We start from the raw sequence: 22,064 nt of genomic DNA on the forward strand, positions 1-22,064 counted from the left end.
TTGTCCGACTTAATAGAAGGTTATTTATCCAACCTGAGTTTTTACAAGCAGCGGCGGCATCTTAACCAACTTGCTCGTCGCTGCCGAATCATTGCAGAGCCATTCCCGCACTTCGTTCCGCCGCAATATAACCGGCATTCTGTTGTGAACGGCAGACATGGATTCATTCGCTGCCGTTGTAATGATGACATAGCATCTCTTCTCTCCAAAGTCTTGGTAAAGCCCTGCCATATAAAGAACACCGGTGTCGGGGAGATTGAACCGGTACTTCGTTTTCTGCCCGTCGTGAGTCCACTCGAAAAAGCCGGAAGAAGGAATCACGCAGCGCTTTGACCGGAGGGAATTTCGGAACAGCGGTTTCTCCGGAACCGTTTCCGCGCGGGCGTTGATAATGACTCCTTTGCCGCGAAAACCGGGGAATCCCCAAATAACAGCCTGCGGCTTAATCTTTCCGCTTTGCCCAATCAGCACCGGCGCTTTGTCCGTCGGGAAGATCTCACCGGTTTTGAAATCGCCCGCCGTCCGGTCGAGAATCATTCGTATCTCTTCGTTGCCGTCATCATATAAGCAGTATCTTCCACACATAAATCAGCTTACCTCCTGACTGCGCGGTTTTCCTTTTGCTTCCACAAACCACCGGTTGTCTTCGAGCCAGATATACGTTTCGTGCCCTTGAATGCGGCAGGTGTAACGGATCCCCGCTCCTCCGGCCTTCAGCGACGCTGCCGGGCGCACATCAAGAATGCGATCGATTTCGTACAGCTTTCCTTCCTCCCACCAGACAGCCATAGGCCTGATTGTGCCGTCCGGATAATACCGCACAATCATATCCACATATTTTTTGTATACCGACATGGACTACCACCCCTCAGAAATACCCAATCGGATGAATTGTGTTCTCGTCTTTCGGATTGAACCTTGTCAAGGTCGGTTCTTTCAGTAGCGAAGCGCGCTGCACGCAGTAATTCCCAAACCGACGTTTCAAGACGTCAACGGCGCTGTCGAGCCGTTCCATGCGTATCCGCTGACGCTCGTCGCAAAACAAATCCGTCTGCGTGGGAATATTGTCGTGAGCGAAATCCGACACCGAGATTCCGATGCTGCGGATTGGCCGGTACCAGCTGTAAAACTTCCGAAAAAGCCAGAACGCTTTTTCCGCAATCTCGGAAGAGATATTGGTGAACTTCTCGAATTTGCATTGCTTCGCAATTGTGCAAAGCTCGTTGTCGCGCACCGCAACGGACAGCTCCCGGCCTTTGAATCCCTGTTCCCGCATCCTGCGGCCTACGCTTTCCGCCAGGACGAACAGAACCATTTTCACGTCTTCCTCGGTCTTCAGGTCGCGAATTGTCGTGGTGCTGTTGCCGATGGATTTTACCGCTCTGGTGCTGTCATACTCCGCAACCGGAGTGATATCGAGGCCGTTTGAAAAATCATGCAGCACGTCGCCCCACTTGCCGAATTTGGCCCGGAGGTACTCCGGTTTTATAGCGGCCAGCTCGCCGATTGTGTGAATTCCAATCCCGTTCAGCTTTCTCTTTGTTGCCGGGCCGACATACAGCAAATCTTCCACCGGCTGCGGCCAGATGATTTCTTTGTAATTCTCTTTTGTGATGACCGTCACGGCATCCGGCTTTTTGTAATCGCTTCCGAACTTTGCAAATATCTTGTTCCAGGACACGCCGACTGAGACGGTGATGCCGAGTTCTTCCTTGACGCGCCGGTTGATTTCTCTGGCAATCTTCTCTCCGTCACCGTATATCTTTGCGCTGCCCGTCACGTCGAGCCAGCTTTCGTCAATTCCGAACGGCTCCACTTTGTCGGTATATTCTAGGTAGATCTTCCGGGCCATCTCCGAAAAGCGCTGGTAAAGCGGGTAATTCGGCGGAATGATTACCAGATCGGGGCATTTCTGCTTTGCCTTCCAGAGCGGTTCGCCTGTTTTTACCCCGTATTTTTTGGCGATTCCGTTTTTTGTGAGGATAATTCCGTGTCTGTGCTCCGGTTCTCCGCCGACCGCGACCGGCTTGTTGCGGATTTCCGGATGATACAGGCATTCAACGGAAGCATAAAAGGAATTACAGTCACTGTGCAGGATTACGCGTTCCATTTGTCGCCTCAATAGTAATAACGCATACTTGAAATGACCCGGCCGAGAATCTGAACCTCGGAAACGATGATTGGCTCCATTCTGGAATTCTCCGGCTGGAGACGGTAATGCCCGTTCTCCTTGTAGAATCGCTTGACGGTTGCCTCGTCGCCAACCATCGCCGCGACAATCTGACCGTTTTCCGCGTAAGGGGTCTGCTCCACAATAACGATATCCCCGTCATAGATACCGGCTTCAATCATGGAGTCACCTTTAATCCGCAGAGCGAACAGGGGATTGCCCCCGTGACCGGAGCGAGGTAGATAACCGACATATCCTTCCAGGTTCTCAATTGCCGTGATGGGCACGCCGGCGGCGATGGTTCCCAGCACCGGAACCATGACGACGCGGGTCTGTTCAGCGGCTTGTGCCGGGTAGTATTTGCCGTTAATTTTAGTAAGTTTCCCTTCGTTGGCCATCTGCGCAAGCTGCGCGTTGATGTTTGACCGTGATTTCAGGCCAAGCGACGCCGCTATCTCCGCCATGGAAGGCGGATAGCCGTTTGTATTGTAATAGTCCGTCAGATATTTATAAATTTTGTCACGCTGTGAGGGACGCATGGCACTTCATCTCTTTTCCGTACATTGTACGTTTATATTATAACCGACTGTTTGCAAAAGTAAATAGGGAATTTCAGCCGGGTAAGAAAAGGAGTCGGACAAAATGCCCGACTGTAAGAACATGAGGCTAGGCTGAAATTATTGCTATGTTGGAAAAAAGGACCTAACTTTTTCGGTTAGATCCTTTGTCTTGCTTCCGGTGAAAGTAGGTTCTACAAATGATGTCTTCATGTTTCCCAGCTTGCCGGTTCTTCTCCATAAAGCCAGGATTCTGGGTCTTCTGTGGCTATAATGATATCCAGGTCCGAATACGCATCAGCTTGAGAATAGGTTCTGGCATAAGACCCGATTATGACCAGAGCTTTGATTTTCTTATCATTTTCTGCCGCAAAACAAAATCGTTCTTTGATTTCTCTGTATCAGCAAAGCCCCCCTAATGTAGGAAAAACTACATTAGGGGGTTTTTTAGATTTCTCTCGATTGAAGGAAGGAAAGGCCAGCGACAGGTAAAAGATATTTACCGTCACAAAGGAAAGAGAAATATTTTATTCGCAGAATGTGCAGATTCTTCCAATGCCGGCGAAGATGGAAAAAATAACGGGAGTTTCGAAATAGCAATGATTAGATTACGCCGTTCTTCGAGAGGTCTTTGATTTCCTGTTTTGACATTTTCAAGATCTCACCGTAAACGTAATCATTATCTTGTCCGAGCGTCGGAGCCGGCATCTGGACATCCGGCATGGTATCCATCAATTTAATCGGATTACCGTTTACTTTCATTTTCCCGATGACTGGGTGGTCAACGTCCAAAAACATTTCGCGTGCTTTTGAGATATGTTCGTCTTCGATGATTTGTTTCAAATCGTAAATCGGCCCAGCGGGGATTCCTTTTGACAAAGCCAAATCAACAACTTCATCTACCGTATGTTTTGTTGTCCAAGATTCGATGTATTGCTTTTGTATCTTATTGTTTTTTACGCGAAGAGGTATCGTTGCAAAGCGTTTATCCGTAATCATTTCAGGCATGTGGATTACTTCGGTACAGAATTTTTCGTACAGCTTTTGGTTGCCGCATGCGATAATGACATAACCGTCTTTCGCGCGATAAGAATCGTAGGGTGCAATAGAAGCATAAGAGTTTCCCATTCGCTTTGGAAGCATCCCGGAGTAGAGATATCGCTCAAAGGCATTTTCAAGGCTCGCGACAACCGAATCCACAAGGGAGACATCCACTCTCTGCCCGTGCCCGATTAAATGGCGGGCATTTACGGCGGCTAAGATTCCGATAGCGAGGTTCATTCCCCCCAGAATATCGCCCATTGCGTTTCCAGAGCGGGTCGGAGGGCTTCCCTCCGGGCCGGTTACACTCATCAAACCGCCCATTGCCTGTGAAATAATGTCATATCCCGGGCGCTGCGAATAAGGCCCGTAGCTTCCAAACCCTGAAACAGCCGCGTAGATGATTTGGTCGTTGACTTCTTTTAAAACATCGTAGCCGATTCCGAGCTTGTCCATAACGCCAGGCCGGAAATTCTCGACCACAACATCGGCTTTTTTAACAAGCTGAAGAAAAATCTCTTTACCTTTCGGATGTTTCAAATTTAAAGTAATCCCGATTTTATTCCGATTTAAGTTGGCAAAGTAAACGCTTTCTCCATTTACATGCGGATCATATGCCCTAGAGTCGTCGCCTTTTCCCGGAATTTCTATTTTGATTACCTTTGCACCCATATCTCCAAGAATTGCAGTACAGTACGGGCCGGCGACAACTCTTGTTAAATCAAGCACTTTCAAATTTTCAAGCGCTCTTATTTTTTTTCCCATTTTTTAATTCCTCTTTATGCAATGATAGTACAAAACTTGTATAGTCCATTCGATGTTCGGATTACTTGTGAAGAAGATTAGGAAAGGGGAGGGGGTAAGGCGATTTCTAAGATACAAAGCGGTTGTGTATCAAAAACCAGCCTGAGCCGGCGTAAAACCTTACCCCCATCTGACAAGGAACAGCAATGTTTTTGAATCTACCGATGAATGAAAGCGTATCAAACTGCAGCCGCGATTGTTTCGGGCATCAAAATACCCGATTTCGTTACTCCATAGAAGAAATCAGTCTTTGTGTATTTTCATTCTCATAAACGCAGAGCCCATCGATTTGCCGAGAGTATCCAGCCTCAGTGAAAGCGTTGCTCCGCCCCCTAACGCGTGTTTCATCACGAAATTGAAGCCGTTGAGGGACGGAATTTCATAGCGGATGATTTCTCCCTTAACCATGTCCCCAAAATACTCACGGACTTTCTCAACCGTAACTTCTCTTTTAATCAGCTCATAATCTTTCGGGTCGCGGGCAAAAACACAAACGTTGCAGGTGTCGCCCTTATCTCCCGAACGGCCGTGGGCGATATCCATCAGATAAATTTCCGCCACCGTCAGTTCACCTCCAAAATGTGCGGTGTGAGCTTCACAGCATCGCGCGGAATCAGCGTCGGCCATAAGCCGATTACTTCCCGAACTTTTGCGCGCCCGCCGAAGAAGCTTGCACCCGGAGGTCCGTTGAGCTGCAGTGGCGCGATTTCCGGAATAATCTTGGCGGCCTCTGCTTTTTCTTTCGTGCGAATGGCAATCCGCAACACGACCTCGTTCATTCTTTTCACGAAATCCGGGTCCATATCGGCGACGCCAAGATGAAGCGCATTCAGACCGACGTAGCTAATATGGATATCTTCGGCCTGAAGACCTTTGCGCTTCATTTTTTTCATTATAATATCGGCAGCGTATTGTGCTTTTTCGTATGCTTCCGGCCAAGCAAAGCTCAAGTATGTCTCGACTTTATAACCTGCGTGGTAACCGATGCACAATTTTAACTGCTCCGGGCGCTCTTTCCCTTTTATGTTTCCGACCCGCACGCGGTTTTCGCCGTCCTGGGTAAGGGTCGCGTTGCTGATGTCTACCGTCACGTCCGGGGTCAAAGAGAAGCCCGCTTTGCGGACGGAATTTCGAATATCTGTCGGAGGACCCTTATCTTGCTGGAGAAATGGCGGCGAGTTATGTTAAGGGCGTGCAAAGCAAAAAAGTTGGCACAAGCGTAAAGCACTTCGCCGCGAATAACCAAGAGACCCGCCGGATGAGCATCAGTGACCGTGTAGACGAACGGACCCTGCGGGAAATTTATCTGGCCGTATTTGAAAAAATCGTGAAGCAGGCAAAACCGTGGACGCTGATGTGCTCTTATAACCAGATTAACGGGGTTTATTCCTGCGAGAACGAATGGCTGCTGAATCAGGTGCTCCGTAAGGAATGGGGATTTGACGGCATTGTCATGACTGACTGGGGTGCCATGAACCGCAGATGCGAGGCGCTGAAAGCCGGGTTGGACCTTGAAATGCCGTCAAGCAACGGACGCAACGACGCGAAAATCGTTGAGGCGGTCAAAAACGGCTCGCTGAAAATGGAGACACTCGACAAAGCCGTTGAAAATCTTCTGAAGTGGATTGAAAAAGGGCTGGACGAACAAACAAAAATCGAGTCCTACGACAAAGAAAAGCACCATCAGCTGGCCTGCAAGGCTGCGGAAGAAAGCGCCGTGCTGCTGAAAAACAACAACGGGCTGCTTCCGCTGAATAAGACAGACAAGATTGCTTTCATCGGGAGATTTGCCGAAGCTCCACGTTATCAGGGAGGCGGTTCAAGCCACATCAATAGCTTTCGGGTGGATTCCGCTCTCGAAGCCGCTGAAAAATCCGGTTTGAAGGGAATCACCTACGCTCCGGGGTATGAAGCCGACGGAGTAACCACCAATTCCGAATTGCTTGAGGCAGCGCTGAAAGCCGCCAAGGAAGCAAAGGTCGCCGTCATTTTTGCCGGCCTGCCGGACAGCTACGAGTCGGAAGGGTATGACCGTACAACGCTTGACCTTCCGGCATGTCAGAATGAGCTGATTGAAAAAGTTTGCGCAGTCCAGCCGAACACAGTCGTTGTGCTTCACAACGGAAGCGCCGTATCCATGCCGTGGATTGATAAGGTGCCGTCCGTGCTGGAAATGTACCTTGGCGGCGAGGGCGTCGGAACCGCGGAAATCCGGCTGCTGTTCGGGGATGCAAATCCGTGTGGAAAACTCGCGGAAACGTTCCCGCTTCGTCTGGAAGACACACCTTCCTATCTGAACTTCCCGGGCAGCGAAACCGAAGTCAATTACGGCGAAGGTGTCTATGTCGGCTACCGCTGGTATGATGCACGAAAGATGCAAGTCCTTTTCCCGTTTGGCCATGGACTTTCCTACACCACGTTTGCATTAAGCAATTTGGTGCTTTCTTCCGACCAAATGAACGATACAGATACCCTTACCGTATCCGTCACGGTGAAAAACACAGGCAAGGTGGCCGGAAAGGAAACCATCCAGCTCTATGTGTCACCGCCGGAAGAGCAGAAAGCAATTCGTCCGGTTCGGGAATTGAAGGGTTTCCAGAAAGTATTTCTGAACCCCGGCGAGGAAAAGACCGTCTCGTTCTGCTTAGACAAACGCAGCTTTGCTTATTATGAAACGAGAATTCCGGGCTGGTACACCGGGAACGGAGAATATGAGATTTTCGTCGGCACTTCAAGCCGAGACCTTCCGCTTCATGATAAAGTCACAATCAGCAGCACGGAAAGAATTCCTCTGAAAATTACCGATACCACAACAATCGGCGATGTTCTCCGTTACGGCGAAAAGCCGGAGCTGCTGGAATCTGCCTTGGAGAAAATGAGGAAAGCATTCGGCCAGTCATCGGAGACCGTAAACTCGGAAATGTTCCATCAGATGATTGATGGAATGCCGCTGCACAGCATGGTCAGCTTTTTCTCCGAAGACATGGAAGAACTCATTAAAACGCTTCGATAATAACCACAAAGGCGATGTTCTCAGAACGATTACATCGCCTTCCATTTTCTTTCACGGAGTATGCCATCTAAGTCTGGGCAACAGTTTCTGATTCATCCGGCAAACTGCAAAAATTTTGGACAAGCCTCTCACGGCATGGCACATTGCAAAGAGCCGGCAACATAACACACAAGGAGCAATCATATGCAGAACCAACTGGACTACCCGATGTCAATGAGGGAAAAGAGAAACGCGTCGCTTTCGCGAGAGGCCGCGGCGAGCGGCATGGTGCTTTTGGAGAACCGAAACGGAACACTACCTCTGAAAGCAGAGTCAAAGAAAATTGCTCTGTTCGGCTGCGGTGCAGTGCGTACGGTAAGAGGAGGAACCGGTTCCGGCGATCCGCTGAACGGAGGACTTCTTGGAGGCGGCATCGTTCATGTGAACCAAAGCCCTCGGTACCACATTAACATCATGCAATCTTTTCTGTCCGCAGGATATCATGTCGTTACGAAAGACTTGCTGAACGAGTACGCCGCAAAGTACGACGCAGCGGAAGAAAAATCAATCGGCGATCCTTTGCACATGTTTGTTTTTCCCGAGATGAGCTATTCTGCGGAGCAGGTTTCTCAATATGCTAAGATGACCGACACCGCCGTGTATGTCATCTCCAGAAATTCCGGAGAAGGTGCGGACCGCTGCCTAAAGAAAAATGTCACGATTGACGGAATGGAGTATGAGATCGGGGACTATGAAATCAGTCAGACCGAACGGAACAATGTGGAAGTAATTTCCAATGCTTTCCCGAAAATGATTCTGGTTCTAAACGTCGGCGGGGTTGTGGATATGAGCACCGTTCGGAAGAACTCGAAAATCGGCGCGGTACTCCTGATGTCGCAGGCTGGTCAGGAAGGCGGCGACGCACTTTTGGACGTGCTCACGGGCAGAGTCACGCCTTCCGGAAAGCTCACCGCAACCTGGGCGATGAAGTATAGCGATTATCCCGCGTCTGCCACCTTTGCCTACAACGACAACGATGTCAGCAAAGAAAAATATGAAGAGGGTATTTATGTCGGGTATCGGTATTTCGATACCTTCGGAATCGAACCATGTTACGAGTTCGGGTACGGCCTTTCTTACACGGAATTTTCCATGGAATGCCAAGGAGCCGAACTGGAAGGGGAGTGGGTCAAACTTCAGGTAAAAGTGAAAAATGAAGGCAGCGTGTATTCCGGGCGTGAAGTGGTGCAGGTTTATTACTCCGCCCCCGGCGGCTGGAATGAAATCAATGGCGTGGAAAAGCCGTTCCAGGAACTGGCCTCGTTTGCGAAAACAAAAGAACTCAAGCCCGGAGAATCTCAGACGCTCTTCATTCGGTTCCGAATCCGCGATATGGCTTCCTACTGTGAAAAAGACGCCTGCTATCGCTTGGATGAGGGCGATTACAGAATTCGTATCGGCAATTCATCCAGACATACGATTCCGGCTGTTGTTCTGAAGCTGAAAAAAGCGGTCGTGACGGAACAACTGCGCAACGAATATCCGCTTTCCGAAGAACTGCATGAAATCAGCAAAGCTGGCAGGACTCCATGCAGGGATGAAAACTGGGAGGATGAATCCATTTTTGTTCTAACATGCGACGGAAACAACATTCCGCTTCGGAAACCATGCCTTGAAAAAGAGGAAGTCGTAACTTATACGACAGACCCCGATTATAAACCCACGATGCCGTATGAAAAAGTAAAAGTCGTGCAAAAAAAGTCGATTACTCTGAAAGACGTGAAAGAAGGCAGAGAATCGCTGGAAGACTTCGTTGCTCAAATGGATACCGAAGAACTGGCTACACTAAACTGCGGTACGGGATGGGGCGTAACAAATCAGGAGCAACCAATCATCGGCGAAAACTCCAGCACCATTCCCGGTGCAGCCGGCGAGACAACTGGCAGCCTTTTTGCTAAGTATGGAATTCCGTCCATTGTAATGGCCGACGGACCGGCCGGAATTCGAGTCAAGCAGGAATTTGAAGCAACCGACTTATCTACCGGCAAAAAAGTCAAGAAACATCAGTTTTGCACGGTGTGGCCGGTCGGTACCCTGCTGGCGCAGAGTTTTGACCGAGACCTTCTTTTCCGTGTGGGCTGTGGCATTGCAGAAGAAATGGAAGAATACGGCATTACGATGATTCTCGGCCCGAGCCTGAATATTCATCGTGATCCGCTCTGCGGAAGAAATTTTGAGTATTTTTCCGAAGATCCGCTCGTTTCGGGCCTTATGGCTGCGGCGATAACACGCGGCATTCAATCCCGCCCCGGCACGGGTGCCTGCATCAAACACTACGCCGCCAACAATCAGGAGAGCAATCGGTATGCGGTAGATACCATCGTCAGCGAACGGGCGTTGCGGGAAATCTACCTCAAAGGCTTTGAAATTGCCGTGAAAACGGCCCAGCCGATGGCGATTATGACTTCGTATAATCTGATTAACGGCGTTCCGACGGCGGATTCCCGCGACCTGAACACCGACATCGCCCGCGGTGAATGGGGTTTTCAGGGACTGATTATGACGGACTGGAACGGGGGCGCATCCACCCCGTACAAATCCATGCACGCCGGGAATGACCTCATCATGCCGGGAGGAAAACAGCGGGCGTTAAACATCGTTATGGCTGTTGAGACCGTTATGCCGAATTTCGATGACAAAGGGCAGATTGTATTTGAAAAGGTAGTTCCGTTCCTTCCGATTCGGCAGGCAATGTGGAATTCCTTTACACCGAAGCCGGACGGAAAAGACACTGTAACGGCAAACTTGAAAGAAGGATACACTGCAGAAGAAAAAGACGGCGTGATTCTGGTAAACGGAGAAAAGATTCACCTGAACTGCGTGGTCCAAAGAACCAGCCCGGCTGATTTTTACATGGAGTATACCGACGTCACAACCGATGTGGCACACGTCACAGGCCAGGGACGGCAAATCGTCTATCGAGGCAACCTGCGGAGAAAAAGAAGCATCTGCGTCGGAGATGTTCAAAGATGTGCTTGCCACAATCTTAAGGTAATTATGAATTCCTTGGCCATGTACCGGACTTACCCGCAGTTGACGCCTACGCCCTTTTCGGAGCACGACCGGCTGGAAGAGTGGATCTGATTCGGATTTGGATTTTTCCGGACAAAGCCGTCATCAAAATTAAATAAATATTCCGTTGTCCACAAAGTAAAAACCCGCATGAACTTTCAGGTTCATGCGGGTATTTTTTGCATTTTAGATATGTGTAGAGAACAAAACTTCAGTTGGCAGACTGACGTTCAAAATAGAAAGGCAAGAGCATGGGAAGGCCGATTATGATATTGCTTCATGCAATAAATTGTTGTAGAGATTCAAATAATCTGCGTAAGACCTATTTGCGTCAAATTGTCTAGACCTTTTGATGCAGGATTCCCTAGTAAAGCGGTTTTGCAGCACTTGCTCCACCGCTTCCGCCAATTTCTGAAGATCGCCCGCATCCACAGTAATTCCGCAGGTAGCATCCAAACTTTCCGGACTTCCTCCAGTTTTGAATGTGATTACCGGGGTACCGCATGCCAGCGCTTCCAGATTCGTGGTGGGGAAATTATCCTCCAGGGTTGGGTTGACAAAAACATCAGCGGCAGTATAGATTTCAGCCAGTTGTTTTACATTATCCGTTCTGGTAATTCCCAGAATTTTAGACGGCAGTTCTTTTTTTTGCTTGTTTGTCACACCGACAATCACAATCTGGCAAGAATCATCTAATTTGTCTGCCAGCTGCAAAAAATACTTTAATCCCTTACGCGCATCCCAAATATTTGCAACGCCTAAAACAATTTTTTTATTCTGCAGATGATACTTCTCTCTAAAGTCTCCGGTTGTTGGCTGGAAAACATTTAAATCAATTCCATTCGGAATTACATGTACGGGGTACTCCCTAAGAAAAGACTGCTTCACAAGCCCTGCTAACCATTGGGAGGGTGTAACAAGCGCCATATTTTTAATCGACGTGAAAAGCTCTTTTTTCTTCTCGTAATTCGATTTTGAGTTGTCAGCGACAAAGCTAGCAGGGTATTCCCGCTTTTGCGGACATGCAAAGCATCCTGTTTCCCATTTTTTACAACCGCAATAATCAAAATAAGCGCAGTGGCCTGTGAATGGCCAACAGTCATGCAGTGTCCAGACAACAGGCTTTCCCGCTTCTTTTAAATAGTTGAACAGAATATCAATGTTTACATAATATCCATGAACATTATGTAGATGGATAATATTGGGGTCATAATTTTCAATCTGCTTGATTAACGCTCTGGTAGCATTCTCAGAGCCAAAACCATGTTGGTCAAAGATTCGGGTTTTGATTACGTGCAAATAATTATCTAAACTCGAACCGATTCTTATGGTATCAATGTCCTCTGGAGCATTCCCTCTCCCATAGGCGATTTTGCATTGATGCCCTTGTTCTTCCAATGCCTTATATATATCGGCGGCTATTCTCCCGGTGCTTCCAACACCGCAACAGGAATTAATCTGCAAAACTTTCACTTTATTTTCCCCACATTCTCTTATTCACGTCTGTGTATAACTCGGCTGCTCTACGTTTACATGGTAAATGCCGCCAAGCGCAATCCTGCCGACGTCTCACGCCGCTCCATGGATTCATAACGCCTGTATCACCTAGTATAGCACTTTCTTTGGAAAGCATGCCACTATCCGGACAAGAAAGAACGATTTTTCTTACAAAAACAGAAAAAGCCCATATACCAAAAAAAGGAAGAAATAAGATCCGAAAAGATGAAATAATTTTAGAATAGGGTATTTACAAGATAAAGGAGGCGGCCGCATGGCAGACAACGAAAAAACCAATCGATTAGCGAAAGAGAAGTCTCCGTATTTGTTACAGCATGCCCATAATCCCGTCGACTGGTACCCGTGGGGCGAAGAGGCTTTCCGTAAGGCAAAAGCGGAGGACAAGCCGATTTTTCTCTCCATCGGTTACAGCACTTGTCACTGGTGCCATGTGATGGCGCATGAATCCTTTGAATCCTTAGAGGTAGCGGAAATTCTGAATCGGGATTATGTCTGCATTAAGGTGGACCGGGAGGAGCGCCCCGATGTGGATGCCGTGTATATGTCTGTGTGCATGGCTTTCCACGGCAGCGGGGGATGGCCGCTGACGGTTCTCATGACGCCGGAGCAAAAGCCGTTTTGGGTCGGAACCTATTTGCCGAAAACCTCGCAATATGGCCAAATGGGACTGCTGGAGCTTCTGAAGTCGGTCGCACAGCTTTGGAAGACCGATAAACAAAAACTGCTGGAATCCGGTGAAAACGCAGTCCGTATGCTTGAGCAGCTGGAAACGGAAAAACGCCCTGCCTCTGAACTTACTAAGGAAGTATTTCAGCGTGCTTTCCGGTGGTTTCGGAAGGCTTACGATCCGGATTGGGGAGGGTTCGGTGCTGCTCCCAAATTCCCGACTCCGTTCAACCTGCTGTTTCTGCTGCGCTACTCCTCAGCCGAGCGTGATGAGGATGCGCTCAAAATGGTTCGGCATACGTTAGACCAAATGTATCGGGGTGGCATCTATGACCATATCGGCGGAGGATTTTCGCGCTACTCGACCGATGAAAAGTGGCTGATTCCCCATTTTGAGAAGACGCTTTACGATAATGCGCTGCTTGCACAAGTTTATTTGAAAGCATACCAAAAGACCGATAGCCCCCTTTACCGGCGCATTGCCGAAAACGTACTGCGCTATGTTCTACGCGAGCTGACCGATGAACAGTCCGGATTTTACTGCGGGCAGGATGCGGATAGCGAGGGCGAAGAAGGTAAATATTATGTTTTTACGCCGGATGAAGTCGCCGCGGTGCTTGGAAAAGCGGAAGCAGAAGAATTCTGCCGATGGTTTGGCATTACCGAAACCGGCAATTTCGAGGGCAGAAGCGTACCAAATTTAATCGAAAATTCGAGATATGAGGAAAGAAATCCGCAAATCGCGGCCGACTGCAAAATCCTTGCGGATTACCGCTTAAAGCGCACCGTGCTTCATAAAGATGATAAAGTCCTAACCGCATGGAACGCTCTCATGATATCCGCTCTTGCAGATGCCTATATTCTGCTCGATGAACCCGTTTACCTCAAAGCGGCGCAAAACGCGCAGCAATTCATTTCGGAGTCTTTATTCAATCACCAGACCTGCCGGCTGTACCACCTCTGGCGCAAGGGCGAAGCCGGCATTGACACGCAGCTGGATGATTATGCGTTTTATGCGTTTGCCCTGCTGAAACTCTACCAGGCTACGCTCCGAGTGTCGTATCTAAGAAAAGCAATTATCTGCTCCAAACAGATGGTTGACTTGTTTTTTGATAAGGAAAACGGAGGGTTCTATTTGTATGCAAAAGACGCCGAATCTTTAATCGGCCGCCCGAAAGAAACAGACGACGGGGCGTTACCTTCCGGCAATTCCGTTGCTCTTGCCGTACTTCTGTGGCTTTTTCGGCTTACGGGGGAGACAGAGTGGAATACCCTCTTCCAAAAGCAAGTCAGGTTCTATTCCGGCTATCTTTCCGACTTTCCAACGGCAAGCTGTGCTGCTTTATGCACCTTGATGGAGGAATTTTATCCGTCTCAGGAACTCATTTGCGTAACTTCCGGCGAGGAAGTACCTCCGGAATTGCTTACTTTTTTGCACCGCCATCAGGAACAGCTTCCGTTCACCACGGTCAAGACAAAAGCAAATCAAAAAGCATTAGCGGAACTGGCACCTTACACCGAAAGCTATCCGATTCCGGCCCAAGGGACGGCTTATTATCTCTGCAAAGAAGGAAAATGTTCGGCACCGGTCACCGATTTGCAGACTTTACAGCGGCTGATTTTCGAGTCATAAAGGAAATTATGCCCATATATTCTCCTTTTCAATGTCACGTCGTTTGGCAGGTCCTTTCCTGCCTCGAACGCTTAAAATGACAGCGTTAATAATTCCGTCAGGTCGTAAATGATTCTATCCGGTACGATCTCAATGCCATTAAGAAAAGGGTTTCCAGACACGAATCGAATTCTCTCGGCTGTTCTGCCGGAGAGATTCGTATGCAGGAAACCCTTATTTTATAACCGAAAGCGTGACTTTGCCGAAGGGGATCAGGACTGAGTGAAGTGTTCTCCGTAAACTCGGTCCAGCCAATCCAAAATGGTATTAACCGCCAACATGTGATTTCCAATCTGGCAATGTTGTTCGCCGCCCTCCGCTTCTGTGAACAGCCGGCAGGTGAGGCTTTTCGCATGATGCAGGCTTTCTTTGAGGCGATAGTACTGATTTACGGGGATATAATGGTCTTTTTCTCCGGCGAGCAGCAGAATATCCTGCGTGATGCGGTCCTCAATTCCGGAGAGCGTATGGCGGGAAAGTGCCTCATAAAACGCAAAGACCGTTTCGGTTCCCGTAATCGTCATCCCTTGGGAAAGAGCCCAGTCCGCCAGAATGCTTCTCTTGCGGATGCGGGCGGTCAGTCCGTTCACCAGTTTTTCCTTTCTGTGCCGCAGCGCCCATCGAATCAGACAGCAAATCGGCTTCGGGAAAACATTCGTCATGACCTCAAGGCCGTTATCCATCACATCATAAGCAGCCGCGGCCACAATTCGTTTTTCAAAGGCCGCGCAGCGCAGGACAAAATAACCGCCCCAAGAGATGCCGACCATGGCACATCGCTTAATGCCAAAATAGTCCAGCACAGCGGATGCTGGCTTTTCAAAGTCGTGCCGGAAATACATCTTTTCCCGCAGGCACCAGCCCTGGCCCGGCCCTTCAAATAAAACGACGGAATATCCGCGGTCCGCCAAATCGCGAATCTGCAGTACGAACTCCTCAATAAAAGAATCATATCCTCCGCAGACCAGTACGGTTCCTTTTTCCTTCTCGGCAGGTATATGAATCGCATGCAGCGTGCCGCCTTCAAACGGAATATCATGCCGTTGATAGCGGAGATGCAGCTCGTCATCAAACCCGCGGTAAAAACACGCAAGGCATTTTTCGTAGATTTGCTCTTTCCGCGGATTCTCGGCCTTCAGGAAAAATTCCACCATCCGGTAGTAATACGCGGCGTGAAGCCAGCGCTTTTTCCGTTCCGCTTTTTGGGCAATCGCGCTCCAAGCACGGTCCCATTCTTCCAGCGTCCGAACATCCCGCACCGCTTCCTGCACCTCCTGCGCATTGCAGGCAAGGCTGCCGTAGGTCAGCACACGGTTTGCCTGAAAATTCAGCTGCGTGATGGGATTTAGCTGCTGATAGCTCATGGGGATTCCTCCAGTCATCTGTTAATTCGCTTAACATTTACGGTTGAAAAATCATCTTAGATCCTTGGGAACGGAATTCCAGATGGACTGCATCTCATCCATCAGAGAAGCGAGCTGCGAGGCGAACGAACCGGAATATTGTGCGAAACGCTTTGCCAGCTGTTCGCGGAGCCACTGGTGCTGGTTCTCATGCCACCGGCAAACCTGTTTTCCCTTTTCCGTGAGGGAAAGAACGACTTCGTTTTCGGTTCTCGGCGATACCTCTTTTTTTACAAACCCTTTTTTCACCAGTCGGCCGACCATTTGGGTAACCGCGCTTCGGGAAACGCCCTGCAGCTTAGAAAGTGTGACCATATTAATCCCGTCGTGGCTGCCGATTGCCACAATTGTATGCGTTTCTGATAGGTGGAGTTTTTGGCCGTCCTCGAAGGTGTGAACCTGCTTTTCCAGTTCGCCGAACTGATGGACTGTTTGCAAAAAGCGGTCGCAGAGAAGGTCCAACTGTTTTTGATTCGGAGCAGCCATGGATCACATCTCCCATTCTGTTAATATACTTAACATTATAGTTCGAAGCTCAAAAAAGTCAAGAAAGCAAAAGTTTCCCGGCCAGTTTCTGTCGGTTGTTCTGCCGGAGAAATTCGTGCCGGGAAAACATTGTACTTGCGGACATCAACTGAGTCTTTCTCTTTGAGGAATGAGAGAAAAATTTAATTTGTCGTTTGCGTTGTCTTTTCGGAATTTCAACGGAGTGCATCCCATCCTTTCACGGAATGTTTTTGTGTAATGGCTCGCGCTTGAAAAACCGGTGGCATAGCTGATTTCCGTGATGCTCAAATTTGTCTTTGTCAGCAGTTCGATACTCTTTTGAATGCGGTAGTAGATTAAATATTCCCCGGGAGTTTTCGAGGCATATTTTTTGAACAGCTTTGCGCAAAGCGTTTTTCCCACATTTCCCGCGGCAGCGATATCTCCCAGAGAGATCTTTTCCATATAGTGATGCTGAATAAACAGAATCATGGATTTGAACGTGCCGATTTCAAAGGAGGCAGGCCCGGCTGTTGTAGGTGGGGTTTCTACATGCTTATAAATGTTTTTCCAGATTCGGAAGGAAGATTCTAAAATGTCTAGCTCGATGGTCTTGTTATCCGAGTCCTCAAACAATCTTTCCATTTCGTCGATGATGACGTGCGTCCAATCGTTCCGGTTTAAAAGCAAATAATCAAAGGAATTTGCGCCCAGCAAAGGAGCTAGGTAAGTCTGTTCTATGTATTTGGAGCTGCATAAAAGAGAAGGGTGGATGATGCTGCAATAGAAAGCACAAGGTTTCCCCGGCACCGAGTGATTGGAGTGGATTCGTTTTGAATTTACCAAAATCCCTTCTCCCGCATGAAGGATGATGCTTTTTCTATTGACGCAATATCCCAATTCTCCGTCAAGAATATAAAATAATTCAAAATCTTCATGCCAGTGTTCCGTTATGTGATAAGGCTTATTCGCGGCAAAATAATTTGTTTGAGCGAAGCACTCAAAAAGCGGATTGTTGTATTCTACAATTTGAGACCGGTCGCTGCGGATTGTAATATTATCACTCGAATCTGTCATAATATCACCCAATAAAAAATATTTTGATATTTTTAGGCGATGTTTCGATATAAAATATCTAATCCGAACGATATTATTATATTTGCAACAAGGGAGATTTTCAAGCGACATAGGAGAGAAATCCAATATGAGAATCCAAACGTACCGAAAATATTTCGGAGATATGCAATTTTACAAAAAAGCCTTTATGATTGGAATTCCTGTCATGCTCCAAGCTCTCCTGCAAAGCCTGATTTCGCTGATTAACAGCTTTATGGTGTCGGGGCTGGGAGACGTCAAGATGTCCGGTGTAAATATTTCCGGACAAGTCTTATATATCTTTATCATTTTGCAAAATGCGATTTGCACGTCGGGAGGAATTTTTCTTACACAGTTTTCAGGGGCGAAGGATAAGGAAGGGATGCGGCAGGCCTTTGCATTTAAGCTGATAACCTCTTTCTCCTTGTCCATTGTTTATTTTCTTGTGACGATGGTTTTTACAAGAAAAGTTCTGGGACTCATGGTTATAGGGAACAAACAAGCGAATTTTATCCTAGACTATGCAGAAGAATACATGTTTTTAATGGGATTTGTCGGAGTGCAAATGATTATTTCCTATATTTTCGCAACTTGTTACCGGGAGATAGGGAAGGTAAAAGTTCCTCTGATAATCTCGGTGTCTGCTGCAGTCATCAATGCTTTCTTATGTTGGGTACTGATTTACGGGAATTTGGGTATGCCGAGACTGGAAGTAAAGGGCGCAGCGTATGCCGCCATTATTGCGAATACCATAGAAATGCTTTTATTTGTCGGTTATACCGTGAAAGATAAACCGGACTTTGTTGACATGTCTGTTCTCAAGCGGATTGATTGGAAACTGTTTGGAGAAATCCTCCGAAAAGGTTCCATGATTATCCTCTCGCAGCTAATGTTTGTTGCGTCGGAAACCATTGCGTCGGCGGTTTATAATAGCAGAGGCGGGGCCGATGTTGTTTCCGGCATAGCAGCAAGCTTTGCCATTTCAAACTTGTTGTCCTCATCCTATACTGGCATTACCACAGCGGCGGGTGTCATCATAGGAAAATCCCTCGGCAGCAATCAACTAGACCGCGCCAGACAGGAAAAAGTATGGATGCTGTCTGCAGCAGTGGTATTTGGGTTGTTTTTGTGCTTAGGCTGTTTTGGCGCTTCGGCACTTGTACCGATTGTATTTGTCAGTCTGAGTCAGAATGCGCAGAATATCTGCAAAGGCATGGTGATGCTGATTGCAGTGCTGATACCGTTATGGACTTATATCAATGTCCAACTGGCTATTTTGCGTGCGGGCGGTGATACACAGGTCTGCATGTGGGTAGACGGCGGAACAGCCGCAGTGATGATTCCGATGCTGTTCCTTATGGCCGCCTTTACGAATTGGAGCCCGATTATCATGTATCTGGCAGCAAAATCCTTGGATATTGGCAAAATTATGGTGGCCAATTACGCATTGAAAAAAGAGAGATGGGTAGTGAATCTTTCTACGCAATAACGAATACGAGACACTAAAATATAGGTTTTCTCCTCTTAAACAGGTAAAATAGAAAGCCGCATGAAACAGCTTTTTATAGGTTGTCTCATGCGGTCTTTCTATTGCGTAAAATATATATGGTAAGCAATATAAACCAAAATGACAACTTTTGATACATTGAAGGAAAGGGCACCATCGGTTTAATTATCTGCTCAATCATAGAGATTATGCTCGTGAATAAGATGAAATTTGGAGGCTTGCTGTTTCCACTTGCAACATTTATCTTCTTCCTCTGGGAGTATGTTACCAAATCAGATATATTGATTCCATTCCTGCTGTTCACAGTACTGACAATTGTTTATCTCATTGCATATGTGGTAAAAAAAACAAAGAGTAATCAAGGAATAGGCGCTTAAAAGGCCTTTATTCCGCAAATGGGCAGAATTATCGAGCATCCTGCTTATCGGTAAGAGCCCCCTTGCGTAAAAAAGAGTCTTCGGATGTTCCGAAGACTCCTTTTTATGTTGTCTTAAATCACTTGCGTTGATTGAATATGCCTAAATAAAAAATATATCCAACGGGGTGAATTTTTATTTGTTGAAATTCAGCCAAGCTAAGAAAAACGTAATTATAAAAGCTCGATGTTGGAACGGTCCTTGACGTCCTTCATGGCATTGCGGGTATCGAACACTGCCTGCGAAAGCTTCTGAATCCTGTTGTAATCGAAGCAGGAATGTGCGGTGCAGATGACAACGATATCCGCTTCTTTCAGCATCTCGTCTGTCAGTTCTTTCGCGCCGACACAAGTTTCGCCCTTGTAGCGGTACTCCGGAATATACGGATCGTAATAGGTCGTTTGTGCGCCCTGTTGCTTGAACAGGTCAATGACGTTCAGAGCCGGGCTTTCCCGGTAATCGTCAATGTCCGCCTTATAAGCGACGCCGAGAACAAGCACCTTGGAGCCGTTCAGGGCCTTCTTCTTTTTATTCAGAACCGACATGACACGCTGCACCACATACTCGGGCATTCCGGTGTTGATTTCGCCGGAGGTTTCAATCAGGCGTGTGTGGTAATTAAACTCTCTGGCTTTCCAAGTCAGGTAGAACGGGTCAAGCGGAATGCAGTGTCCGCCGAGGCCCGGCCCCGGATAGAAGGCTTGGAAGCCGTACGGCTTCGTCTTGGCGGCCTCGATGACCTCCCAGACATTGATTCCCATGCGGTGGCAGATGATGGCCATTTCGTTTGCAAGGCCGATGTTGATGTTGCGGTAAGTATTTTCCAGCAGCTTTTCCATTTCCGCAACGGCGGGAGAAGAAACTTCAAACACACCGCCGGCCAGAACACTGCGGTAGAGAGCCGCCGCAACCTCCGTGGAATCCTTTCCGACGCCACCGACAACCTTCGGGGTGTTCTTTGTCTTGTATTGCTTGTTGCCGGGGTCCACACGCTCCGGTGAAAAGGCGAGATAGAAGTCTTTCCCGCATTTCAGGCCGCTTGATTCCAGAATCGGTTTCAGCAGTTCTTCCGTGGTTCCCGGGTAAGTGGTGGATTCCAAAATGATAACCATGCCGGGATGAACGTACTTCGCCACAGATTCCGTGGAGCCCTTTACATAGCTGATATCCGGCTGCTGATACTTGTCGAGCGGAGTCGGCACGCAAATGGCAACGGCATCCACATCCTTGATGAATGAGAAATCTGAGGTCGCGGAAAGTTTTCCGCTTTCCACCATTTTCTTGAGCGTATCGTCGACGATATCGCCGATGTAGTTATGGCCGGCATTTACGGCATTCACCTTTTTGGTCTGCACATCGAAACCGATGGTCTTGTAGCCGGCATTTGCAAACTCTACCGCAAGCGGCAGACCCACATAGCCGAGACCGACGATTCCGACTACCGCAGACTTATCTTTAATTTTTCCCAGAAGTTCCGATTTGATATCCATAAGCTTTTCCTCTATTCTTTCTTATTTTCTCTATTCTTTCTTAAATCTTATTCAAAATAGAGCAGATTTCATCAATAACGTCATCCGAAATATAGCCGTGCATAGGCAGACTAAACACGGTATCCGCCAATTTCTCCGCGACCGGAAGATCGCCCCTACGGTAGCCGAGCGGCTCATAGACCTTCTGAAGATGAAGCGGTTTCGGGTAGTAAATCATGCAGGGAATTCCCGCTGCTTTCAAAGCATCCATAGCTTTTGCCCGTTCCGCGGAGTCTTTTGCCCTAAGCGTGTAGTAGCCGTAGCTGGAGGTAAACCCTTCCCGCTCCTGAGGAACGACAAAGCGGTCTTTGAGCTTTTCGTTGTATCGTTTTGCCGCGCGTCTGCGGTGTTCATTCTCTTCATCAAACGCGTGCAACTTCGGCAGAAGAATCGCAGCCTGCAGAGTATCCAGCCGTGCGTTCAAGCCAATGCGGACGTTGTCGTATTTCATAGTGCCTTTGCCATGGACCCGCAGCGACGTCAGCAAGCGGTAAGTTTCCTCATCGTCCGTGAACACCGCGCCACCGTCGCCGTAGCAGCCGAGCGCTTTGGCCGGGAAGAAGCTCGTCCCGGAGCAATCTCCGAACGAACAGGCTTTTCGTTCGCCGATGGCACCGCCGAAGCCCTGTGCGGCATCTTCCAACAGAAACAGGCCGTTCTTGCGGCAAATCTCCTCAATACGGGGAAAATCTGCCGGATGGCCGAACAGGTCAACCGCAATGACCGCTTTTGGCCTAAGTTTCCCTTCGCGCTTAACTTTTTCAATCTGCTCCTCCAGAGAAGCGGGGTCCAGATTGAAAATATCCTCCTCGGAATCGCAGAAAACCGGTGTAGCGCCCGTAAGGCTGACCACCTCGGCACTCGCGAAAAAGGTAAACGCCGGCACAAAAACTGCGTCCCCCTTGCCGATGCCTTTTGCCATGAGGGGCAGCAGCAATGCAGCGGTTCCGCTGCTTGTCGCCACGCAGTATTTTCTGCCTGTATACTCGCAAAGCTCATGTTCCAGCTGCTCCACCTGAGGACCTGAAATAAAATGCGCTTCCGAAAGTACCGCAGCAATCTGCGCATCAATTTCCTTCTTCAGGTGGCGGTACTGGGCGCCGAGGTCATTAAATTCAATTTTGCCCATTGGCTAT

General features: G+C 48.2%; 18 protein-coding genes and 1 pseudogene. 5 read left to right on the top strand and 14 right to left on the bottom strand.

Features of this window, described 5'->3' with window-relative positions:
• Positions 1 to 24 precede the first annotated feature (24 nt).
• From NOG13_RS01775 to NOG13_RS01805, 8 genes are all read right to left on the bottom strand, one after another.
• A complete protein-coding gene (locus tag NOG13_RS01775; RefSeq protein WP_283110604.1) occupies positions 25 to 585 on the bottom strand; it encodes an SOS response-associated peptidase in 561 nt (186 codons plus the stop codon).
• 3 nt (positions 586 to 588) lie between these two features.
• Positions 589 to 855: a hypothetical protein gene (locus tag NOG13_RS01780; RefSeq protein ID WP_283110605.1), complete on the bottom strand. Its 267-nt coding sequence runs from the start codon at positions 853 to 855 to the stop codon at positions 589 to 591.
• Positions 856 to 868: 13 nt separating this feature from the next.
• On the bottom strand, positions 869 to 2,110 hold the full coding sequence (gene dinB, locus NOG13_RS01785; RefSeq protein ID WP_283110606.1) for a DNA polymerase IV: 1,242 nt from the start codon (positions 2,108 to 2,110) through the stop codon (positions 869 to 871).
• An 8-nt stretch (positions 2,111 to 2,118) separates the two neighbouring features.
• Positions 2,119 to 2,709: a transcriptional repressor LexA gene (gene lexA, locus NOG13_RS01790; RefSeq protein ID WP_283110607.1), complete on the bottom strand. Its 591-nt coding sequence runs from the start codon at positions 2,707 to 2,709 to the stop codon at positions 2,119 to 2,121.
• Between the two features lie 227 nt (positions 2,710 to 2,936).
• Positions 2,937 to 3,119, bottom strand: a complete 183-nt coding sequence (locus NOG13_RS09480; RefSeq protein WP_428849328.1) for an aminoglycoside 6-adenylyltransferase — start codon at positions 3,117 to 3,119, stop codon at positions 2,937 to 2,939.
• Between the two features lie 211 nt (positions 3,120 to 3,330).
• Positions 3,331 to 4,533, bottom strand: coding sequence for a CaiB/BaiF CoA transferase family protein (locus tag NOG13_RS01795; RefSeq protein WP_283110608.1), 1,203 nt, complete (start codon positions 4,531 to 4,533; stop codon positions 3,331 to 3,333).
• Between the two features lie 282 nt (positions 4,534 to 4,815).
• Complete coding sequence (locus NOG13_RS01800; protein ID WP_283110609.1) at positions 4,816 to 5,133, bottom strand: AtuA-related protein; 318 nt, start codon at positions 5,131 to 5,133, stop codon at positions 4,816 to 4,818.
• Between the two features lie 2 nt (positions 5,134 to 5,135).
• Positions 5,136 to 5,675, bottom strand: a complete 540-nt coding sequence (locus NOG13_RS01805; RefSeq protein ID WP_283110610.1) for an acyclic terpene utilization AtuA family protein — start codon at positions 5,673 to 5,675, stop codon at positions 5,136 to 5,138.
• Positions 5,676 to 5,695: 20 nt separating this feature from the next.
• On the opposite strand from NOG13_RS01805, the pseudogene NOG13_RS01810 reads away from it, so the two are divergent.
• From NOG13_RS01810 to NOG13_RS01820, 3 genes and pseudogenes are all read left to right on the top strand, one after another.
• Positions 5,696 to 6,913, top strand: a pseudogene (locus tag NOG13_RS01810) (glycoside hydrolase family 3 C-terminal domain-containing protein); the annotation flags it as partial.
• A 114-nt stretch (positions 6,914 to 7,027) separates the two neighbouring features.
• Complete coding sequence (locus NOG13_RS01815; protein ID WP_283111132.1) at positions 7,028 to 7,585, top strand: fibronectin type III-like domain-contianing protein; 558 nt, start codon at positions 7,028 to 7,030, stop codon at positions 7,583 to 7,585.
• A gap of 183 nt (positions 7,586 to 7,768) precedes the next feature.
• On the top strand, positions 7,769 to 10,708 hold the full coding sequence (locus NOG13_RS01820) for a glycoside hydrolase family 3 protein (protein ID WP_283110611.1): 2,940 nt from the start codon (positions 7,769 to 7,771) through the stop codon (positions 10,706 to 10,708).
• Positions 10,709 to 10,900: 192 nt separating this feature from the next.
• Here the strand turns inward: NOG13_RS01820 and NOG13_RS01825 are convergent, their stop codons facing one another.
• Positions 10,901 to 12,109, bottom strand: coding sequence for a glycosyltransferase family 4 protein (locus NOG13_RS01825; RefSeq protein WP_283110612.1), 1,209 nt, complete (start codon positions 12,107 to 12,109; stop codon positions 10,901 to 10,903).
• Positions 12,110 to 12,407: 298 nt separating this feature from the next.
• Here NOG13_RS01825 and NOG13_RS01830 point away from each other — a divergent pair, with 298 nt between their 5' ends.
• Positions 12,408 to 14,453: a thioredoxin domain-containing protein gene (locus tag NOG13_RS01830; protein ID WP_283110613.1), complete on the top strand. Its 2,046-nt coding sequence runs from the start codon at positions 12,408 to 12,410 to the stop codon at positions 14,451 to 14,453.
• 251 nt (positions 14,454 to 14,704) lie between these two features.
• Here the strand turns inward: NOG13_RS01830 and NOG13_RS01835 are convergent, their stop codons facing one another.
• The 3 genes from NOG13_RS01835 to NOG13_RS01845 form a co-directional block, all read right to left on the bottom strand.
• Positions 14,705 to 15,856 (bottom strand): alpha/beta hydrolase family protein, encoded by a 1,152-nt coding sequence (locus NOG13_RS01835; protein WP_283110614.1) that lies wholly within the window; start codon positions 15,854 to 15,856, stop codon positions 14,705 to 14,707.
• A gap of 51 nt (positions 15,857 to 15,907) precedes the next feature.
• A complete protein-coding gene (locus tag NOG13_RS01840; RefSeq protein WP_283110615.1) occupies positions 15,908 to 16,381 on the bottom strand; it encodes a MarR family transcriptional regulator in 474 nt (157 codons plus the stop codon).
• Between the two features lie 144 nt (positions 16,382 to 16,525).
• The gene (locus NOG13_RS01845) at positions 16,526 to 17,569 is read right to left on the bottom strand and encodes an AraC family transcriptional regulator (RefSeq protein ID WP_346347660.1); all 1,044 of its coding nucleotides are present in this window, start codon (positions 17,567 to 17,569) and stop codon (positions 16,526 to 16,528) included.
• Positions 17,570 to 17,585: 16 nt separating this feature from the next.
• Between NOG13_RS01845 and NOG13_RS01850 the strand changes: the two genes are divergently transcribed.
• Positions 17,586 to 18,965, top strand: a complete 1,380-nt coding sequence (locus tag NOG13_RS01850) for an MATE family efflux transporter (protein ID WP_283110617.1) — start codon at positions 17,586 to 17,588, stop codon at positions 18,963 to 18,965.
• A 607-nt stretch (positions 18,966 to 19,572) separates the two neighbouring features.
• Here the strand turns inward: NOG13_RS01850 and NOG13_RS01855 are convergent.
• Together NOG13_RS01855 and NOG13_RS01860 are read right to left on the bottom strand one after the other, a co-directional pair.
• On the bottom strand, positions 19,573 to 20,889 hold the full coding sequence (locus NOG13_RS01855) for a nucleotide sugar dehydrogenase (RefSeq protein WP_283109801.1): 1,317 nt from the start codon (positions 20,887 to 20,889) through the stop codon (positions 19,573 to 19,575).
• Positions 20,890 to 20,929: 40 nt separating this feature from the next.
• Positions 20,930 to 22,057, bottom strand: coding sequence for a DegT/DnrJ/EryC1/StrS family aminotransferase (locus NOG13_RS01860; RefSeq protein ID WP_283109802.1), 1,128 nt, complete (start codon positions 22,055 to 22,057; stop codon positions 20,930 to 20,932).
• Between the last annotated feature and the right edge of the window lie 7 nt (positions 22,058 to 22,064).

Source organism: Thermocaproicibacter melissae (assembly GCF_024498295.1).
Classification (GTDB): Bacteria; Bacillota; Clostridia; order Oscillospirales; family Acutalibacteraceae; genus Thermocaproicibacter; species Thermocaproicibacter melissae.

Coding starts and splice junctions, on each gene's coding strand:
- NOG13_RS01775 (WP_283110604.1), bottom strand. CDS start 585: ATGTGTGGAAGATACTGCTTATATGATGACGGCAACGAAGAGATACGA.
- NOG13_RS01780 (WP_283110605.1), bottom strand. CDS start 855: ATGTCGGTATACAAAAAATATGTGGATATGATTGTGCGGTATTATCCG.
- dinB (WP_283110606.1), bottom strand. CDS start 2,110: ATGGAACGCGTAATCCTGCACAGTGACTGTAATTCCTTTTATGCTTCC.
- lexA (WP_283110607.1), bottom strand. CDS start 2,709: ATGCGTCCCTCACAGCGTGACAAAATTTATAAATATCTGACGGACTAT.
- NOG13_RS01795 (WP_283110608.1), bottom strand. CDS start 4,533: ATGGGAAAAAAAATAAGAGCGCTTGAAAATTTGAAAGTGCTTGATTTA.
- NOG13_RS01815 (WP_283111132.1), top strand. CDS start 7,028: ATGAACGATACAGATACCCTTACCGTATCCGTCACGGTGAAAAACACA.
- NOG13_RS01820 (WP_283110611.1), top strand. CDS start 7,769: ATGCAGAACCAACTGGACTACCCGATGTCAATGAGGGAAAAGAGAAAC.
- NOG13_RS01830 (WP_283110613.1), top strand. CDS start 12,408: ATGGCAGACAACGAAAAAACCAATCGATTAGCGAAAGAGAAGTCTCCG.
- NOG13_RS01835 (WP_283110614.1), bottom strand. CDS start 15,856: ATGAGCTATCAGCAGCTAAATCCCATCACGCAGCTGAATTTTCAGGCA.
- NOG13_RS01840 (WP_283110615.1), bottom strand. CDS start 16,381: ATGGCTGCTCCGAATCAAAAACAGTTGGACCTTCTCTGCGACCGCTTT.
- NOG13_RS01845 (WP_346347660.1), bottom strand. CDS start 17,569: ATGTCGCTTGAAAATCTCCCTTGTTGCAAATATAATAATATCGTTCGG.
- NOG13_RS01850 (WP_283110617.1), top strand. CDS start 17,586: ATGAGAATCCAAACGTACCGAAAATATTTCGGAGATATGCAATTTTAC.
- NOG13_RS01855 (WP_283109801.1), bottom strand. CDS start 20,889: ATGGATATCAAATCGGAACTTCTGGGAAAAATTAAAGATAAGTCTGCG.
- NOG13_RS01860 (WP_283109802.1), bottom strand. CDS start 22,057: ATGGGCAAAATTGAATTTAATGACCTCGGCGCCCAGTACCGCCACCTG.